Below are 15,551 nucleotides of genomic sequence, written 5' to 3'. Positions count from 1 at the left end.
TCGGGCAGCCGGATGTTCCCCGGCGACGGGGCCCGCCGGGACGGCCGGTTACAGTCGCCGGATCATGCTGTCGTTGCGGGTGCTGGGCGCGTTGGACGCCACCGGAGATCCGGAAAGAGCCACCGCACTCGACCTCGGCGGTCCCCGGCAACGCAGCGTGCTGGCCCTGTTACTCGTCGCCCGCGGCCAGGTGGTCTCGGTCGATCGGTTGGTCGAGGACCTGTGGAACGGTGAGGCCCCGCCGCGCGCGATCGGTGCGCTGCAGGCGTACGTCTCGCACCTGCGCCGGGCGCTGGAACCGGACCGGGCCCCGCGCACCCCGGCGACCGTCCTGGTCAGCGAACCACCGGGGTATGCGATCCGGGTGCCGCCGGATGCCGTCGACGCCTGGCGGTTCGAGGCGCTCGTCCGGCGGGCCGGTGAGCCCGGGCAGGAGCCGAACGCCCGCGCGCTGCTGCAGGCGGCGTTGGACCTCTGGCGGGGCCCCGCGTACGCCGAGTTCCAGGCCGAGCAGTGGGCGGCGACCGAGGCCGGACGCCTGGACAGCCTCCGGACGGTCGCCCGGGAACGCTGGTGCGATGCGGTGCTGCGGGCGGGCGATGCCGCCGAGGCGGTGGTGGCCGCCGAGGTGCTCACCCGCGAGTTCCCGCTACGCGAGGAGGGCTGGCGGCTGCTCGCGATGGGCCTGTACGCGACGGGCCGGCAGGCCGATGCGCTGGCCGCGTTGCGCCGGGCCCGGGATCTGCTCGCCGACGAGCTGGGCCTGGATCCCGGTCCCGCCCTGACCCGGGTCGAGGCCGATGTGCTGGCGCAGCGGCTGGTGGTGCCCACCACCGTCCGCGCGGCCGTCGCCATCCCGGCACCCCCACCGGCCCCGGCCCCCGCCCATCCGCGACCGGAGCACCCGCCCGCGAGCCCGAACGACCAGCCTCCGCCCGGGTCGCCCCACGGGCCCCACGAAGCCCACGACGTCGCCGAGCCTTTCGGCCTGGTCGGCCGCGAGGCGGAACTGACCACCCTGCACGCCGCGGCCGGACAGGTCCGCGCGCGGTCCGATCGACGGGTGGCGCTGATCGCCGGCGAGCCGGGCGCCGGCAAGTCCACCCTCATCGACCGGTTCGTCCAGGATCTGCGGGCCGATCGGTGGCGCGTGGTGATCGGCCGCTGCCCGGAATCCGACGGGGCGCCGCCGGCCTGGGCCTGGGTGGAGGTGGTGCGCGCGCTGGCGCGCCAGGTCGATCCGGGGCCGCACCGGACCGCGCTCGCCCCGCTGCTCGACGAACAGTCCCGGGCCGCGAGCGAGTCCGATGCGTCGTTCGGCCGCTTCCTGCTCAGCCGGGCCCTGATCGACTACCTGTCCGCGTCCGCCGGATCGGAGCCGGTCGCGGTGGTGCTCGACGACCTGCACCGGGGGGATTCGGAGACCCTGGCCCTGCTCGACTCCGTGGCCACCGCGACCACCGGCGTCCCGCTGTTGCTGGTCGCCGCGTACCGGCCGGCCGAGGTGCACGAGGGGCTGCGCGACGCCCTCGCCGGCCTGGCCGCGCTGCCGCCGCTCCGGCTGAGCCTGGGCGGTCTGGACGCGGCCCATGCGGAGCGGCTGATCGGATCCATCGCCGGCCGCCGGCCCGATCCGGCCACCGTCGCCGCCCTGGTCGACCGGACCGACGGCAACCCGTTCTATCTGGCCGAAAGCGCGCGCCTGCTGGGCAGCGAGGGGAGCCTGGTCGCCCTGTCCAAGGTGCCCGAAGGGGTGCGCGACGTGCTGCGCCGCCGGTTCGCCCGGCTGCCCGAGCTGTCCGTGTCGATCCTCCGGCTGGCCGCCGTGATCGGCCGGGACGTCGACATCGACGTGCTGGTACAGGCGGCGGAGGTCGGCGAGGACGCCGTCCTCGACGCCCTGGAGGCGGGCGTGCTCGCCGGCCTGCTGACCGAACCCGACTCCGGCCGGGTCCGGTTCGCGCATGTGCTGGTCCGGGACACGCTCTACGAGGACGCCCCGCGCCTGCGCCGCAGCCGTTGGCACGGACGGATCGCCGAGGCGGTGCTGTCCGTGCACCCGGACGACGCGGCCGCGCTGGCGTACCACTACCACCAGGCCGCCGCGACGGCGACCGCCCGCAATGCCGTCGACGCCGCCGGGCGGGCGGCCGAGATGGCGCTGACCCGGTACGCGCACGAGACGGCCGCGGAGCTGTACGCCCAGGCATTGGGCGATCTGGACCGGGTCCCGGCCGGTCTGGCCAGGCCGGATCCGCGGGCCGGCGCCGACCCGCACCTGGCCGAGCGGGTGGATCTGCTGGCCCGGCTGAGCCGTTCCCAGCTGGCCGCCGGCGCGACCATGGACTCGTTGGCCTCCCGCCGGCGAGCGATGCGGCTGGCCGAGGCCGGCGGTCGGGACGACCTGCTCATCCAGGTGATCATTTCGAAGGACCTGCCCACCCCGTGGATGACCCGGCCCTACGGTTCGGTCGACGACGAGATGATCGCGCTGATCGAGCGGGCCCTGGCCAGCACCGATCCCGTGCCCGACCACCGGACCCGGTGCCGGCTGCTCTACTCGCTGATCATCGAGGTCGCCGACCGCGAGCGATCCGCCCGCCTGGCCCAGGAGGCGGAACGGTTGGCCCGGGAGATCGGCGATCCGGTGCTGATCGGCCTGATCCTGCACGGCTGGGTGGCCAGCGTGGACGCCGAGCTCGAGGTCGAGCGGGTCCGCGCGGTCGGCCGGGAGCTGGTCGAGATCGGCGGTCGCCCCGGCCTGGCCGTGTTCGCCGTCATCGGGCACCACAGCCTGGCCCGGGTCGCCTGCGTGCACGGTGAGGCGGCGGCCATGACCGAGCACGTCGAGCGGATCTCCGCACTCGTCCGCCAATTCCGCTGGAGCCAGACCGCGGCCCTCGAGGCGATGATGGAGGGCACGATCGCGCATCTGACCGGCCGGCTGACCGACGCCGAGGCCGACTACCGGACGGCGACGGAACGGCTGATGGCCAGCGGCGCGTTCGACGCCGCCGGCATCGGCCTGCTCGCTCTGCTCACCGTCCGGGTTACGGATCATCGGACCGGCGAACTCGTGGAGGTCCTGGGCCAGATCGACACCAACGCGGACGCCCTGGTCCAGGATCTGCGGGCGGTGCCGCTGCTGGCCGCCGGGCGGCGGGCGGAGGCGGCCCACGGTCGGCACGATCTGCCGCCGGTCCCGCACAACTTCTTCCGCAGCCTGTTGCTCACCTTCCGCGGCATGGCGGCGGTCGGGCTGAAAGATCCGGTCGAGGCCGCGACGGTGGAGCGCGAGCTGCTCGCCTACCGGGGGCAGATCGGCGGCGGGGGCACCGGATCATTCGTGATGGGCCCGGTGGACACCGTGCTCGGCGACCTCGCCGCGCTGCTCGGCCGGCCGGGCGAGGCCCGCGGCCTCTACCGGGCCGCCGTCGACCTGGCCGAGCGGTGCGGCAACACATGGTGGGCCGACGACGCCCGGGGACGGCTGGCCGCCCTGGAAGCGTGAGTCCGGTCGCCGGTCCGGCGTCGGATCCGGGCGCCGGGAGCCGCGGCGACGGCCGCTCGACCTACCGCGCCGGCAGGCTCCGTCGACGGTGGCCCGGCTGCCGGAGCCGCCGTACCCGGCCGGGCGCCCACCGGGCGGACCGGGTCAGCGCCTGTCGACGCAGGGTGGTCACCTCGTCGTAGGCCGACCGAAGCTCGGCAGTCAGATCCTCGATCGTGTCCGCGCACTCCTCGAGCAGCCCGTCGACCGCCACCCGGTCGTAACCGCGGGAGAAGGCGCGGGCGGCGGGCAGTTCCACCGTCTGCAACCACTGCGCGTCGACCAGTCCGCCCCGGCGCACCGAGGCCCATTGTGGGTCCGCCATCAACATCGTTCTCTCCCCCTACCGGCCCGCCGTTCAGGCCTTCCCGAACTCCTCGAAGACGATCCGGTCCTCCGAAACCCCCCGGAAAACCAGCGCTTTCACTGTTCCCTCGACCATCTCCGGTGAGCCACAGACGTACACGTCGTGGCCGGCCCACTCGGCCTGGGTGGCCGCCAGCTCGCCGATCCGCCCGCGTGGCCCGCCCCAGTACTCGTCGTCGGAGGTGGCCGTGACGACGGTCAGCCACTGGTGGTGCTCGGCGGCCATCCGGCCCAACCACTCGTTCTCGTACAGCTCCCGACCCGTGCGCACGCCGTGGAACAGGTGCGTCGGCCGGCCACCTTCGGCGGCGAGCTGCTCGAGCATGGCCTTCATGGGGGCCAGCCCGGTGCCGCCGGCGATCATCAGCAGCGGCCGGTACGCGTCGGGGTCCAGGAACATCCGGCCGTAGGGGGCGCCCAGCCGCACCGGATCGCCGGGCCGGGCCGCGCGGACCAACGCGGTGGACAGCGTGCCGCCGTCGATGGCCCGCACGTGCAGGTCGAACTCGTCGCCGCCCGGCATGGTGGCCGGCGTGTACGGCCGCCAGATCCGGGGGCGCAGCCCGGTGGCCTGCAGCGGCACCGACTGCCCGGCGCGGTACGGCACCACCGTCCCGGTGCGGACCCGCAGCACCGCCAGGTCGAACGTGCGCCGGTCGACCCGCACGATCTCACCGTCGTACCAGGCGGGACCGGCATCCGCATCGGCGGCGCCGGCCATGGCATTCGCCACCACCCCGTAGGCGGCAGACCAGTTGGCGGCGAGCGCGTCGGTCCAGCCCGGCCCGGTGAAGTGGGCCATGGTGGCCAGCAGCGCCTCGCCGACGGCCGGGTAGTGATCGGCCAGGGCGCCGAACTTGCGGTGGTCCCGGCCGAGCTCGGCCAGGTAGGGCTCGAGTTCGGCCATCCGATCGACGTGCGTGACGACCCGGACCAGCGCGGTCAGCAACCGGTCGCGCTGCTCGGTCATGGCCAGCGGGAACATCGTCCTGACCGCGGGGTGGGTCAGGAACAGGTAGTTGTAGAAGTACATGGCGACGTCGTCACCGTGGGTGGCGACGGCCGCGAAGTTGGCCTTGAGCGCTGCCGGGTTGACCTGTTCGGCGGATACTGGTTGAACCAAAATAGTCACGCTCCGCCGTCATCTCGGAATTGTTGTGCGCTGATAGTGTCACAACTACGCTGTTGCTCGGGTAGTTGCAACCGTCTGTCATCGCTCTACTCGCTACGTCATCTGTTCGGGACGGCGATCTCCCCCGTCCGGGTGATCGATGTCTCCACCGGCACCCGGGCCCTGTCGGGGCGACGGTCAGGTGCCGATGACGGCCAGACGCTCGGGTCGAGCCGGCCGGGTCAGCGCCCGGCGAGGCCGGTCGGCGCCGTCGCAGCGTGCCGCGCGAAGAACCGCCACATCTGGGTGCTCGCCCGCGGACCCCGGGCGTCGCTGTACGAACCGTGCACCGAGCCGCCGGACCAGGCGTGCCCCAGCCCCTCGACGACCCACAGCTCGAGCCGGACCCGCCGATCGGCCGACCAGCGGGTGACCCGATGGGGCCGCGGCCCCCGACCGGATGACGTGCGGGGCGGATCCTGGCGGGTCTGCCGGCCCTTGCCGACGGTCCCTTCCGGCTGGGACTCCAACCATTGGCCGGCGATCCGTTCGGCATTCGACGCCCGCACGGTGCCGTCCGCGGTGCCCTGGAAGATGATCATCGGCGGGAGCGGCGCGGCCGGCGTCGGCGCCTGGCCGGCGCCCTGCATGGCGGCGAGCGCGTCGGCCGGTCCGGACGCGGTACGGAACGGTGGCGCGGAGTGGACGCCGACGGCGGCGAACAGTTCCGGGTAGGTGGCCGCGAGCACCAGGGCCATGCCACCTCCCGCGGAGATGCCGGCCGCGTAGATCCGGTCCGGGTCCACCCGCCACCGGCTGCTCTCCTGCACCACCTGGCGAACGATCCCGGCCAGGATCGCGGGCTCGCCGGCCGCCCGCAGCTGGTGGCCCGACCGGAACCAGTTCCAGCAGCGTTGGGCGTGGTGGGTCACCGCCTGGTCCGGGTAGACGACGATGAACTGGTGGGTGTCGGCCAGGTCGTTGAACCGGGTACCGGCGGCGAAGTCCAACCCGGTCTGCGTACATCCGTGCAGGGCCAGCAGCAGCGGGGCCCGGGTGGTGCGTCGCAGCCCCTTCGGGATGTACACCCGGTAGGCGCGGGTGCCCGCGACGCCGGTGTACCGGTGCTGGTGCCACCGGCCCTTACCCAGGGTCGCCGGGTCGGGTTGCGAACGGCCCCCGCCGGGCGACGACCACAGGTCGGCCCGGGCACCGGTCGTCGGCCGGCTGGCCTTCTTGCGCTTGGCGGGCGTGCTGCTCCGCGACGTGGTGGCGGTCCGGGTGGCCGCGCGCGCCGCCTTTGTCGCCGTGCGCTGCGCCTTCTTCACCGCCCGCCTGGACGCGGCCGGGCTGGGCATCAGCGCTTTGAGCATGGCTGTGGGCAGGGTGGATCTCGCTCGGCGCGCCACACATCTCCCTGACTCGTCGGGCTCGTCACGCCCGGACGGGACGCTGCGCTGACCCTATTCCCCACGCCGGCCGGGACCACCCGTGATCCGCCGGGTGGAATCCGGTTCGCGAGGTCAGCCGGTGATCGTCAGCACGACCACGATGAACTGCAGATCGGCAAGGATCCGATCGGTGCGGGCCGTCGGCGGCCGGCCGGCCATCCGGCTGCGCGGTCAACCGGAGCAGTTGGCCCTCGTACCGCTGCAGCCAGCCGACGCGGTCGACCAGGGAGTCCCAGCCCGCCGTCGCCGAGCCGAACGGTGACCCCGTCGTTGATCGCGCGCACGTCCGGCCAGCCCGGGTCCGGTTCGCCGGCGACCATGGCCGTCACCCCGCAGGTCCGTGGCCTCTGCGGCGGCCGCCGGTCCACCCGCGCGTCGCCGCCCTTCAACCAGTGTCAGGGCGGCGATGGGCGCCGACGGATACCGGCCCTCCCGGACAACCGTCCGCGGCGTCACCGGCGACCGCGCCGCTGTGCGATCAGAGGGCGGCGACGAGCGCCCCGTGCAGCTCCTGCGCGGTGAGGTCGATGGGGTTGCCCTTGGTGCTGCTGGAGCTGCCGGTCTGCCCGACGATCTCGTCGACCAGCGCCGGGTCGAGGCCAGCGGCGGCGAGCCCGCCGATGCCGAGCAGCCGGACGGTCTCGGCGATCCACTCGACCCCGTCGGCCACGGTCGCCTCGGGATCACCGGTGAGCAGGACCGACGCCCGCCGGTAGGCGGCCAGCGCCGGGTTGTCCGGGTCGCGGTCCCGCAGGGCCTGCACGTTCGCCGCGGTGACCGGGGCGAGCAGCGCCGCGCAGATCGCGCCGTGGGCGACGGGCACCAGCCCGCCGATCACCCCAGCGAACCCGTGCACCGCGCCGAGCTTGGCGTTGGCCAGCGACATGCCGCCGAGCAGGCTGCACCGGGCCATCGCCGTCCGCGCGGCGACGACGGTCCCGTCGGCGTACGCGGCGCGCAGCCCGGCGGCCGCCTGCGCCAACCCGTCCGCGGCCAACGCGTCGGTGATCGGTGTGCGGTTGCGGGACACCAGCGGTTCCAGGCACTGGGTGAGCGCGTCCAGGCCGCTGGACGCGGTGACGGCCGGTGGGCAGTCGATCGTCAGCAAGGGGTCGACGAGGGCCAGGGCGGGCAGCATCGACCGGGCGCGAACGCTGGCCTTACGGCCGTGCTCGGGCGCGGTCAGCACCGCGTTCATGGTGACCTCGGCACCGGTGCCGGCGGTGGTCGGCACCGCCGCGAAGGGCGCCGACGGCCGGGTGATCGGGTGGCCGCGGCCGACGACCTCCAGGTAGTCCAGCGGATCGCCGCCGTTGCCCAGCAGCATCGCGACGGTCTTGCCCAGGTCGATGACGCTGCCGCCGCCCACCGACAGCACGGCCTGCGCACCGTGCTCCCGGGCCGCGGCCACCGCGTCCCGGGCGACGTCGACGGTCGGCTCCCCGCTCACCGTCACGATCGCCACGTTCATGGGCAGGGCGGCGATCAGCTCGGCGTGGCGGTCCGGTCGCGAGCCGGTCAGCACCACCGCGCGGTCGCCCCACCCGTCGAGCATCGCCGGCAGTTCGAGGGCTTTGCCGGCCCCGAAGACGATTCGTGCGGCGGTGGCGAACTCGAACGCCCCGGTCACCTCGCCGCCCGCCCGGACCGGCCCACCATGCCGGGCCGGGCCACCCGGCCGGGCCGTCCCGGGGGTCCGGCCACCCCGGTGCGGGCGACGACGCCGGAACACCGAAGACCTGCTCGGCCGGTGACGCTCATCGCTGCGAACTCCAGTCGGCCTCGGCCACCGGAAACACGGCGGAGTACTTCACCGCCGTCCGCGGCCGGGCCATCATGTCGGCAACGGTGTCCCGCCAGGTTGCGTAGTGCGCGGTCGTCTTGTGGGCGGCCGCGGCGTCGGCGCCGGTGTAGATCTCCACCAGCACGACGTGCGCCGGGTCGGCCTGGTCCTGGATGGCGTCGAACCGGATGACCCCCGGTTCCTGGATCGACGCGGTGGCGTTCTCGATGGTGGCGCGCAGGAACTCGTCGACCCGGCCCGGATCGACGGCGATGTCGACGTGAACGATCAGCATGACCCCATCCTCGTCCCGCCCCGCGAACGCGGCAGCCCGGGTCGAGGTTGCGGCCGGCGACAGGGCCGCGCCTCGCCCCCCGGCAACCTTCCGGACACCCGGCTGACCTTCCCCGTGGTGGGATCAGGGCGTGTCTGCCGCCACTGTGAGCCTGATCATCCTGGTTGGGTGCATTGCTCTGTTCATCTGGAATCGACTGCCGGTCGGGGTCGTCGCCATCCTCGCCGGCCTCTCGTTGTACTTCACCGGTGTGCTGGACGCCGCCCAGGTGGTCGCCGGGTTCGGCGATCCGGTCGTCATCTTCATCGCCACGCTGTTCGTGGTCAGCGAGGGCCTGGAGTCGGCCGGCGTGACGACCTGGGCCGGTCAGGTCATCGTCGGCCGTGCGGGCAGCAAGCCGAAACGGCTGCTCGCCGCGGTGATGCTGCTGGCCGGCGGCCTGTCCGCGGCGATCACTCCGAACGGCGCGGCCGCGGCGCTGCTGCCGGTGACCGTCTCGGTCGCCCGCCGGGCCCGGACGATGCCGTCGAAGATGCTGATCCCGATGGCCTTTGCGGCCAGCGCCGGCGCGCTGCTGACGCTGTCCGGCAGCCCGGTGAACGTCATCGTTTCCGAAGGGTCGCAGAGCGTCGGCGGCCCCGGGTTCGGGTTCTTCGAATTCGCGATCGTCGGGCTGCCGCTGCTGCTGGGGACCGGCGCGTTCGCGTTGCTGCTCGGCAACCGGCTGCTGCCCGCCCGCACCTCCACCGAACTCCCCGCCGATTTCGGCAGCTACGCGGCCACCGTCGCCGAGCATTACGACCTGAATCGGACCCTGCACCGGGTGCGGGTCCGGCCCGACTCCCGGCTCATCGGAGCCCAGATCACCGAACTGCCCATGGACGCCTACCCGGGCCTGACCCTGGTCGGCGCGCAGGACTCGGCCGGCTCCGCGGCGGGGGACGATCACACGCTCGCCGACGGGGATCGGCTGGTGCTGTCCGGGCGGGAAGATGCGGTCGCCGCCTTCGCCGCCGAGCACGGCCTGAAGATCACCGGTTCGGCGCTGGCCACCCGCCAGGGTTCCTCGATGCTGTCCCGCCGGTCGGGCATCGCCGAGGTGGTCATCCCGCCACGATCGCGACTGATCGGCCAGACCCTGTTCCCGGGAATGGTCCGGCCGGGTCAACTGGTGGTGCTGGCCATTCAGCGGGTCGGGAAGGACGCCGGGCTGCGGCCGGTGATCATCGCCGAGGGGGACGCGCTGCTGTATTACGGCCGGTGGCGATCGGTGGAATCGCTGTCGGCCGGCGGCGACGTGCTGGTGGTGAACTCGCCCGAGTCGGTGCGCCGGCAGGTCGTCCCGCTGGGCCGCCGGGCCCCCCAGGCGATCGCCGTCCTGGTCGGCATGGTCATCCTGCTGGCCACCGGCCTGGTGCCGCCGGCAATCGCCGGCCTGATGGCAGCCTCCGCCATGATCCTGTTCAAGGTGGTGGAGCCGCAGCAGGCCTACCGGGCGATCTCCTGGCAGACGGTCGTGCTGATCGGCGGGTTGATCCCGCTGTCGACCGCGATCCAGACCAGTGGCGCGGCCGACATCATCGCCTCGGCGCTGGTCGGCGCGGTCGGCGGGTCCGGGCCGTACCTGTTGATGCTCGCCCTGTTCGCACTCACCGCGGCCCTCGGTCAGGTGATCAGCAATGCGGCGACCGTGCTGATCGTCATGCCCATTGCGCTGTCCGCGGCCGCCGAGACCGGGGTGTCACCGCAGGCGATCCTCATGATGGTCGCGGTCGCCGGAGCCGCGTCGCTGCTCACCCCGATCGCGACGCCGGCGAACATGATCGTGATGGCGCCCGGCGGCTACCGGTTCGGCGACTACTGGAAGCTCGGCGCGGTGACCATGGTGTTCTGGCTCGTCATCGGGGTGCTGTTCGTGCCGTTGGTGTGGCCGTTGTACGCATAGCGCCGCCGATCCCGGATGTCCGGGCGGCTGGTCCGGAACACGGTGGGAGTCGGCTGACTCGATGGGTCCATCTGGCTCGATGGGTCCCTCGATCTGTGGACATCGTTCAACCGACCGCGGAGAATTGCCCGGGTGGAATTGGCGTCCCCTCGTCACACTGTGACCACCACCGGTTCGCCGCGGCAGGATCAGACCACCGAGCACCCCGACGGCCGGCCCGACCCCGGGCGGACCGGCGTAGCCGTTCCGGGCCTGATCCGGATCGGTGATTCGGAAAGCGATGGTCCGGGCCGCACCGGCCCGGACGGCGGACAGCCGGCGGCGGGCTCCGACATCGACGATCGGGCGGGCGTCCCGCTTGCCCGTCTCCGGCGGATGGCTGAGCAGAACGAGGGCGGATCGGACCACCCGAGCGGTGCGGATCGGTCCGCCGCGATCCGGCAAATTCCGAACCGTACGGGCCTTCCCGACGTGCTCAAGGACGGGATGGAACGGGCGGTCGGACGGTCGATGGACGACGTCACGGTCCACTACAACTCGCCGCGGCCCAGCCTGATCCATGCGCTCGCGTACACCCAGGGCACGGATATCCACCTCGCGCCCGGCCAGGAGGGGCACCTGCCGCACGAGGCGTGGCATGTCGTTCAGCAGCTGCAGGGCCGGGTCCGGCCGTCGATCCGGCTGACGGACGGTCGTCGAGTCAACGACGACGAACGCCTCGAGCACGAGGCGGACACCCTGGGTGCGGCTGCCGCGGCGGCCGGTCCGCTCCCCCACGGCTCGGTATCCGTCGACCGCCATACCCGAACGCCGGTTCTCCAGGCCAAGTGGAGCCGGACCAGCGAGGACGACGGTTCGACCAGGTACGAGCAGGACGTCAAACTGGAGGGCCGCTTCTGGGAGGTGTCCCTGGCCAAGCCCGGCAACCTGACGGACGACCTGTATCGACACAAGGTCGATGACGGCCCCTACAGCGCCTGGCAGACCGCGCAGCAATGGACGGCAATAGGGCTGTCGCCGCCACTGGGGGCCCGCTTCCAGGTTCAACGCGACCAGGAGGGCCAGACCCGCGCGGACGCCGCGGAGTATGCCTTCACTCAGACGCCGCGGGACCCGTTGGCCCCGCTGACGATCAAGCAGGCGCGGCGCCGGTTGGGTGAGCTCATGGAGCAGGTCCGGGCCGAGGCCAAGGCGGACCTGGACATCCTCGATGGCATCGTCAAGGCGGAGTTCAAGGCCATTCCCGACACCCTTCGTGCCATCACCGACTCGATCAGCCAGGGCAACGTCAACCCACGGCAGCTGACGGTCTTGCACGAGGTGTTCTCCCCGGGCGAGATCGCGGCCTTCGCCAGGAACGCAATTTCGGCCGATCAATTGGACAAACTGGACGCCGGGCTGCGCTACAAGCGGGTCTACGAACACGAGCAGAACATCGTCACGATCCACCGCCGGGCCAGGTCGGAGGTCGACCGGGTGGTGGGTGTCCTGGCCGACAGATATGAGCTGGACATCGAGATCGAAGAGGACGACGATTCGCAGACGAGCACGATCCGTGCGACGAATTTCGACGGGCGCGATTACGATCTCGGCGTTCTGCATTTCGGAGACGCTCGCTTCCGACAGATTCACGGTCCCCTGCGTGACGACGGCTCGGCAATTTATGTGGATCTCTCGACCGGTCAGGAGTTCGTCAAGGACCGGTACGACCGGTACACCCCTCGATTCGCCACCAGGGCGATCCGGTACGAGGACGCCATCGCGATCCTCGGGGGTCAATCGATGCCGACGAAGATGAGCCCGAACGAGCGCATCTCCGGGAAAGAGGCGGCCGACTACGGGCCGGATTTCACGACCGGCGACGAGTTGTCGCATCCGGAGAAGGTGGTCGGTCAAATTCGGGGGTACGGCCGCTTCCTGTCCGCGACAACGTCCGATCAACTGGCGACGTCGACATCCCGGGGAACATACGATTCGCCGTTCGGGATCGTCAAGGTCGATCTTGCCCGGGTTCCCCAGGAGGGCTACACCGAGGCCCACAGCGAAGAGGCGATGGAGCACATCTTCGAGATCGAGGACCTCGGACAGGTCGAGTTCGTTCCGAAACACATCAAGGGGGAATCCGCGAACGCCAAGGCGGGTCGAGATGCCTACCGGGCTCGCGAGATCGCGATCGACTCGCCCCCGGTCGACGCGGTTCGCATGGTGCCACGGGGCAATGCCGACCTCGGGCTGGCCATCGTCGGAATCAGCAGTACCGCGAAGAAGGCCGACATCATGGCCGCGCTGGGCACGTGGGCGGCCAACGTCAGCTTCATCGAGGTAAACGTCACCTACCAGCGGGCGATCGGAGAACACCGCGGCCGCAGCGTTTTCGTCTTCTTCAAGGACGTGACCGACGTCGGAGCCATACGCATCCAGCTGGAGCGCATGCGCGGCACGAACAAGATCAACGCAGACGCCCACATCGTGGACCTCCCGTCGAGCCGGGAGCTGAACGAGCATCGTAATCCTGTTCAGGCGGACAACCAGAACCGCAATGGGCGGCTACGCGATGGAGCGACGCGGGTACTGGTGGCGATCAGCGACGGCCTGCAGGATGCGGGCCGGGCCAAGCTCGGTACCCGAAAGTCGCGGTTTGTTCATCGGTGCCTGGCCAACGTGGGATCCCTACGGTCACAGGTCGAATCACCGGCCAAGGGCGACGCGGATCCCACGGAGTTCCGGGCGTTCGCACTCGCGGCCGTCCAGTCCGCCCGCGAACTCCGCTGGGCGGTGCTGGAGAGCCTGACGCCGATGGAGCGGGCGGCGCCCGAACTGGCGAAGTTGCGGTCGGCGGGATAACCGGGGCCGGACGCCCGCAGAATGGGCCGGTGACCGAGTGGTTCCTGCACGTCGACCTGGACCAGTTCCAGGTGTCGGCGGAACTGCTGCGGCGGCCCGAGCTGCGCGGACGCCCGGTGGTCGTCGGCGGCGACGGCGACCCGACCCGCGCCCGGCAGGTGGTGACCTGCGCGTCGTACGAGGCCAGGGCGTTGGGGGTGCGGGCCGGACTGCCGATGCGGGCCGCGGCCCGGAAGGCGCCCGACGCGGTGTACCTGCCGCTGGACCTGGCGCACTACGAGGTGATCTCCGAGCAGGTCATGAGCACCCTGCGCGGCACCGGCCGGCCGCTGGAGGTGTGGGGGTGGGACGAGGCCTTCCTCGGCCTCGTCGCGGACGATCCGGAGGCGTTCGCCCGGTCGGTCCAGGCGCTGGTGCTCGACGGCACCGGGTTGCCCTGCTCGATCGGCGTCGGCGACAACAAGCTGCGGGCCAAGGTCGGCACCGGCTTCGGCAAACCGGCGGGCGTCTACCGGCTGACCGCCGACAACTGGATGGCGGTGATGGGTGACCGGCCGGTCCGGGCCCTGTGGGGCGTCGGTGCGCGCGGCGCCGCCCGGTTCGCCGAGCACGGCATCCGAACGGTCGCCGAGCTGGCCGCCGCGGACCCGGCCGACCTGGCCCGCTGGTGGGGCCCGACGACGGGACCGCGCTACCGGGCGCTGGCCCGCGGCGAGGGCGAGACGACGATCCGCACCGAGCCGTGGATTGCCCGGTCCCGCAGCCACCAGACCACCTACCCCGACGACCTGCTGACGCGGGCGGAGATCGAGCGGGAACTGCGGGTGCTGGCGGCCGCGGTCGTCGCCGACGTGGTGGCCGAAGGTCGGGTGATCAGCAAGGTCGCGGTGATCGTCCGGAACACCTCGTTCTTCACCGAGAGCCACATCCGCACCCTGCCGGCGCCGACCACGACCGTCGGTGACGTCGCCGATGCGGCGGTCGCCCTGCTGGACAAGTTCGAGCTGCGCCGGCCGACCAGGCTGCTCGGCGTCCGAGTGGACCTCGCACCGATTCCCGACTCCGCGTGACGTCGCGCGATGGTCGCCCTGGCCCCGGAGGGGGCCGGCCCGGCGTGACCACCCTCCCCGCCCGCCGGGGCCGGACCGGCCTTCGCTGATCAAACCCGCGCGGAACGCCCGGTTTGTCCGACCCCGGCCCGGCTTTGATCAGCGAACCCAGCGGCCGGAACCACCTCCGCTGATCCAAGTCCCACTTTGGCGCCCGAAATGTCCGCCTCACCGGGACGATGATCAGCGGAGCAACCTGCATGTCCGTGGTTCCGGATCCAATGGCGCAGGGCCGGTTCACTTGGACCGGCCCTGAACCACTCGTGCTGATCAACGCCTGCGCGGCGACGCCTGCGCCGGCCCGACCGATCGAATGGCGCAACACCGGCTCACGTGAACCGGCCGCGCACCACTCGCCGCTGACCGACGCCTCCGCCAGGAGGCCCGCACCGGTCCGACGGACGCCGGCGCCGCCGGATCGGGGCGAGGCCCGCATACTCGCCGCATGACCGATCCCAGCCCGAGCACCCGCGCCACCTTTGCCCTCGCCGCGAGCGCCTTCGCGGACCAGGTCGCCCGCATCGGCGCCGCCGGATCCGACGCGGTCTGGGACGGCCCCGGCCTGGGTGATTGGGACCTGCGGGCGCTGGTCGGGCACGCCAGCCGGTCCCTGGTGACGGTGCTGACGTACCTGCCCCGGACGACCGAGATCGCCGCGGTGACCAGCGTCGCGCAGTACTACCAGGCGGCGGTGACGATGATGGCGGCCGACCCGGTGGCGGTCACCGAGCGCGGACGGCAGGCCGGCGCGGCCCTGGGCGACGATCCGGTCGCGACCGTGCGGGACCTCGTCGACCGGTGCCGCGTCGCGCTGGACGCCACGCCCGGCGACCCCGTCATCGAGACCATTGTCGGCGGCATGCATCTGGAGCAGTACCTGGTCACCCGCAGCTTCGAGCTCGTCGTGCACGGCCTGGACATCGGCGCCGCCACCGGCCGGCCGTACGACCCGCCGGCCGCCGCCCTCACCGAATCCCTGCGGTTGGCCGTCGACGTCGCGGTGCTCGGCGGCCGCGGCCCGGAACTGCTGCTGGCGCTGACCGGCCGGCGCCAGCTGCCGGCCGGCTTCTCCGTCGTGTGAGCTGAGGTCCGACCGG

General features: G+C 72.3%; 10 protein-coding genes. 5 read left to right on the top strand and 5 right to left on the bottom strand.

From position 1 onward, the window contains the following. The first annotated feature begins 64 nt into the window (after nt 1-64). Entirely contained in the window at nt 65-3,511 is a 3,447-nt protein-coding gene (locus tag ACILSK_RS14785; protein WP_395727934.1) for a BTAD domain-containing putative transcriptional regulator, read from the top strand. A 61-nt stretch (nt 3,512-3,572) separates the two neighbouring features. Here the strand turns inward: ACILSK_RS14785 and ACILSK_RS14780 are convergent, their stop codons facing one another. The 5 genes from ACILSK_RS14780 to ACILSK_RS14760 all read right to left on the bottom strand — a co-directional run bounded on the left by ACILSK_RS14780 (nt 3,573) and on the right by ACILSK_RS14760 (nt 8,556). Continuing rightward, on the bottom strand, nt 3,573-3,881 hold the full coding sequence (locus ACILSK_RS14780) for a hypothetical protein (RefSeq protein ID WP_395727933.1): 309 nt from the start codon (nt 3,879-3,881) through the stop codon (nt 3,573-3,575). 27 nt (nt 3,882-3,908) lie between these two features. Continuing rightward, nucleotides 3,909-5,048 carry a globin domain-containing protein gene (locus ACILSK_RS14775; RefSeq protein WP_395727932.1) on the bottom strand — a complete coding sequence of 380 codons (1,140 nt, stop codon included), beginning with the start codon at nt 5,046-5,048 and terminating at the stop codon, nt 3,909-3,911. 221 nt (nt 5,049-5,269) lie between these two features. After that, nucleotides 5,270-6,400, bottom strand: coding sequence for an alpha/beta hydrolase family esterase (locus ACILSK_RS14770; RefSeq protein WP_395727931.1), 1,131 nt, complete (start codon nt 6,398-6,400; stop codon nt 5,270-5,272). Between the two features lie 556 nt (nt 6,401-6,956). Continuing rightward, nucleotides 6,957-8,108: an iron-containing alcohol dehydrogenase gene (locus tag ACILSK_RS14765; RefSeq protein WP_395727930.1), complete on the bottom strand. Its 1,152-nt coding sequence runs from the start codon at nt 8,106-8,108 to the stop codon at nt 6,957-6,959. Nucleotides 8,109-8,235: 127 nt separating this feature from the next. Further along, nucleotides 8,236-8,556 carry a putative quinol monooxygenase gene (locus tag ACILSK_RS14760; protein WP_395727929.1) on the bottom strand — a complete coding sequence of 107 codons (321 nt, stop codon included), beginning with the start codon at nt 8,554-8,556 and terminating at the stop codon, nt 8,236-8,238. A 130-nt stretch (nt 8,557-8,686) separates the two neighbouring features. Between ACILSK_RS14760 and ACILSK_RS14755 the strand changes: the two genes are divergently transcribed. The 4 genes from ACILSK_RS14755 to ACILSK_RS14740 all read left to right on the top strand — a co-directional run bounded on the left by ACILSK_RS14755 (nt 8,687) and on the right by ACILSK_RS14740 (nt 15,535). Continuing rightward, a complete protein-coding gene (locus tag ACILSK_RS14755) occupies nt 8,687-10,501 on the top strand; it encodes an SLC13 family permease (RefSeq protein ID WP_395727928.1) in 1,815 nt (604 codons plus the stop codon). 375 nt (nt 10,502-10,876) lie between these two features. Next, nucleotides 10,877-13,345, top strand: coding sequence for a DUF4157 domain-containing protein (locus ACILSK_RS14750; protein ID WP_395727927.1), 2,469 nt, complete (start codon nt 10,877-10,879; stop codon nt 13,343-13,345). 29 nt (nt 13,346-13,374) lie between these two features. Further along, on the top strand, nt 13,375-14,415 hold the full coding sequence (locus tag ACILSK_RS14745) for a DNA polymerase IV (RefSeq protein ID WP_395727926.1): 1,041 nt from the start codon (nt 13,375-13,377) through the stop codon (nt 14,413-14,415). A gap of 484 nt (nt 14,416-14,899) precedes the next feature. After that, on the top strand, nt 14,900-15,535 hold the full coding sequence (locus ACILSK_RS14740) for a maleylpyruvate isomerase N-terminal domain-containing protein (RefSeq protein WP_395727925.1): 636 nt from the start codon (nt 14,900-14,902) through the stop codon (nt 15,533-15,535). Nucleotides 15,536-15,551: the final 16 nt, after the last annotated feature.

The organism is Nakamurella sp., from assembly GCF_044224575.1.
GTDB lineage: Bacteria > Actinomycetota > Actinomycetes > Mycobacteriales > Nakamurellaceae > Nakamurella.
Note: the sequence above shows the minus strand (reverse complement) of the source record. Positions and strands in the feature narration are given on the sequence as shown.

What these genes read in the sequence shown, in the direction of transcription:
- ACILSK_RS14785 (WP_395727934.1), top strand. Translation starts at nt 65, where the DNA reads ATGCTGTCGTTGCGGGTGCTGGGCGCGTTGGACGCCACCGGAGATCCG.
- ACILSK_RS14750 (WP_395727927.1), top strand. Translation starts at nt 10,877, where the DNA reads ATGGCTGAGCAGAACGAGGGCGGATCGGACCACCCGAGCGGTGCGGAT.
- ACILSK_RS14740 (WP_395727925.1), top strand. Translation starts at nt 14,900, where the DNA reads ATGACCGATCCCAGCCCGAGCACCCGCGCCACCTTTGCCCTCGCCGCG.
- ACILSK_RS14760 (WP_395727929.1), bottom strand. Translation starts at nt 8,556, where the DNA reads ATGCTGATCGTTCACGTCGACATCGCCGTCGATCCGGGCCGGGTCGAC.
- ACILSK_RS14770 (WP_395727931.1), bottom strand. Translation starts at nt 6,400, where the DNA reads ATGCTCAAAGCGCTGATGCCCAGCCCGGCCGCGTCCAGGCGGGCGGTG.
- ACILSK_RS14780 (WP_395727933.1), bottom strand. Translation starts at nt 3,881, where the DNA reads ATGTTGATGGCGGACCCACAATGGGCCTCGGTGCGCCGGGGCGGACTG.